Consider the following 2,741-nt stretch of genomic DNA (forward strand, 5'->3'; position numbering starts at 1 on the left):
GTGGACAGCGGGCAGACTGAACTAGTCGACGCGCAGTGGGTGTTCGTGTTCATCGGCGCGGCGCCGCTGACCGACTGGCTGGACGGCACGGTGCTCGCCTTCACGTGGTCGTTCGCCGTGGGTGACAGACGGCTGGACCGTGAGGAGCTGGACCGTCTCGCCGAGGCGAAGCGCCCGCTGGTGCGGCTGCGCGACCAGTGGGTCCTGATCGACCCTCAGGAGGCGCGCCTGGCCCGCTCCGGGCAGGACCGCAAGGTGACACCGGTGGACGCCCTCGGCGCGGCCCTGACCGGCTGGGCGGAGGTGGACGGCCGTCGGGTGGAGGTGCGGCCGACAGGATGGCTGAAGACTCTGCGGGAGCGGCTCGCGGACCCCGAGGCGCAGCAGCCCGTGGAGCAGCCTGCCGCCCTTGCCGCCACCCTGCGGGACTACCAGCGGCGGGGCCTGAACTGGCTCGCCGGTATGACGTCCCTGGGCCTGGGCTGCTGTCTCGCCGACGACATGGGGCTGGGCAAGACGATCACGCTGATCGCCCTCCACCTGCGCCGGCAGTCGGACGCCGGGTCCGCCGGACCGACCCTGGTGGTCTGCCCCACGTCCCTGATGGGCAACTGGCAGCGCGAGATCGAACGGTTCGCGCCCGGTACACCGGTGCGACGGTTCCACGGGGCGCGGCGCGGCCTGGACGGCCTGGCCGACGGGGAGTTCGTGCTCACCACGTACGGCACGATGCGTCTGGACGCGCCCCGGCTCGCCGGTGTGCCATGGGGCATGCTCGTGGCGGACGAGGCCCAGCACGTGAAGAACCCGTACTCATCGACCGCGCGGGAGTTGCGTTCCATCGGCGCACGCGCGCGTATCGCGCTCACCGGCACCCCGGTGGAGAACAACCTGTCGGAACTGTGGGCGATCCTCGACTGGACGACTCCGGGGCTGCTGGGCCGGCTCGTCACCTTCCGCCGGCGGTACGCGGAAGCCGTCGAGGGCGGTCAGGACCTGGCCGCGGCGGACCGGCTGGCCCGGCTCGTACGGCCCTTCCTGTTGCGCCGCCGCAAGTCGGATCCCGGGATCGCGCCCGAGCTGCCGCCGAAGACCGAGACCGATCACGCCGTGTCGCTCACCCGGGAGCAGGCGGCGCTGTACGAAGCCGTGGTGCGTGAGGCTCTCGCGGAGATCGCCGGCGCCGGCAGCATGGCCCGGCGGGGTCTGATCGTGAAGCTGCTGACCGGTCTCAAGCAGATCTGCAACCACCCGGCGCAGTACCTCAAGGAGGAGCGGCCGGTGATCTCCGGGCGGTCCGGGAAGCTGGAGCTGCTGGACGAGTTGCTCGACACGATCCTCGCCGAGGAGGCGGGCGTGCTGGTGTTCACCCAGTACGTGCAGATGGCCCGCCTCCTCGAACGGCATCTGGCAGCCCGCGGCACGCCCTCGCAGTTCCTGCACGGAGGGACGCCCGTCGCCCGGCGCGAGGCCATGGTGCGGCGTTTCCAGGACGGCGAGGTGCCGGTGTTCCTGCTGTCGTTGAAGGCGGCGGGCACCGGGCTGAACCTCACCCGGGCCGAGCACGTCGTGCACTACGACCGCTGGTGGAACCCGGCCGTCGAGGCACAGGCCACGGACCGCGCGTACCGCATCGGCCAACTGCGGCCCGTGCAGGTGCACCGGATCATCGCGGAGGGAACGATCGAGGACCGCATCGCCGAACTGCTGCTGCGCAAGCGGAAGCTGGCGGACGCGGTCCTGGGCGCCGGTGAGGCGGCACTCACGGAACTGACGGACGCGGAACTGGCGGATCTGGTCGCGCTGCGAGGGGGCCTGCGATGACTCGGCACGATGGCGGCGACATGGAACGCACCTTCGCGGCACTGCCGCCCGCGCACGGGAGAGGCTTCGCGCAGACCTGGTGGGGCCAGGCCTGGCTGACGGCCCTGGAGGGCACCGCGCTGGACTCGGCCCAGCTCAAGACGGGCCGTCGGCTCGCCCGCGCGGGTGCGGTCGGGGCGGTGTCGGTGCGCCCCGGGCGGCTCACGGCCGTCGTCCAGGACCGCGACCGCACGGCGCACCGGGCCGACGTCCTGCTGGAGGCGCTCTCGCCCCGGCAGTGGGACCGCTTCCTGGACATGGCGGTGGAGCGGGCCGGTCATGTGGCGGCGCTGCTGGACCGGGACATGCCGCCGCACCTGGTCGAGGACGCGGCGGAGGCGGGCGTGGAACTGCTGCCGGGCCTGGGCGACCTGGAGCCGAAGTGCGACTGCGGGGCGTGGGACCACTGCGGGCACACGGCGGCGCTCTGTTACCAGGTGGCCCGGCTGCTCGACCAGGACCCGTTCGTGCTGCTGCTGATGCGGGGGCGCGCCGAGAGCTCGTTGCTGGACGATCTCCAGGCCCGTAGCGGTACGTCCGTCGCGGAGGCCTCCACTCCGGAGGGTGTGGACGCCGCCGAGGCATACGCGGCCGGTGACATCCTTCCCCCGCTGCCGCCCCTGCCCGACCTCCCCGTCGAGCCGGGCGTACCGCCGTCCCTCGACACCGAGACGCCACCCGCCTCCGGTATCGACCCGGCCGCGCTGGAGTTCCTGGCCGCGCGCACCGCCGTACAGGCCCACGGCCTGCTCAGGGGAGCGCTTCAGGCCGGCTCCGACGTGGAGTTGACGTCGGCGCAGGACGCGGTGCGGCTGGCCGCGGGTGCTCCCGGCCTGGAGACGACCGACCGGCTGGCCGCCGGGTCGGGATGCGGCTGG

General features: G+C 72.9%; 2 protein-coding genes. Both read left to right on the plus strand.

What is annotated here, in order from left to right; genetic code table 11:
* Positions 1-1,824, plus strand: coding sequence for a DEAD/DEAH box helicase (locus tag ABZ281_RS45175; protein WP_356664169.1), 1,824 nt, complete (start codon positions 1-3; stop codon positions 1,822-1,824).
* The coding region (locus tag ABZ281_RS45180) for an SWF or SNF family helicase (RefSeq protein ID WP_356664171.1) at positions 1,821-2,741 on the plus strand (921 nt) is incomplete at its 3' end. The genes ABZ281_RS45175 and ABZ281_RS45180, both read left to right, overlap by 4 nt.

It is taken from the genome of Streptomyces sp. NPDC006265 (assembly GCF_040613555.1).
Classification (GTDB): domain Bacteria; phylum Actinomycetota; class Actinomycetes; order Streptomycetales; family Streptomycetaceae; genus Streptomyces.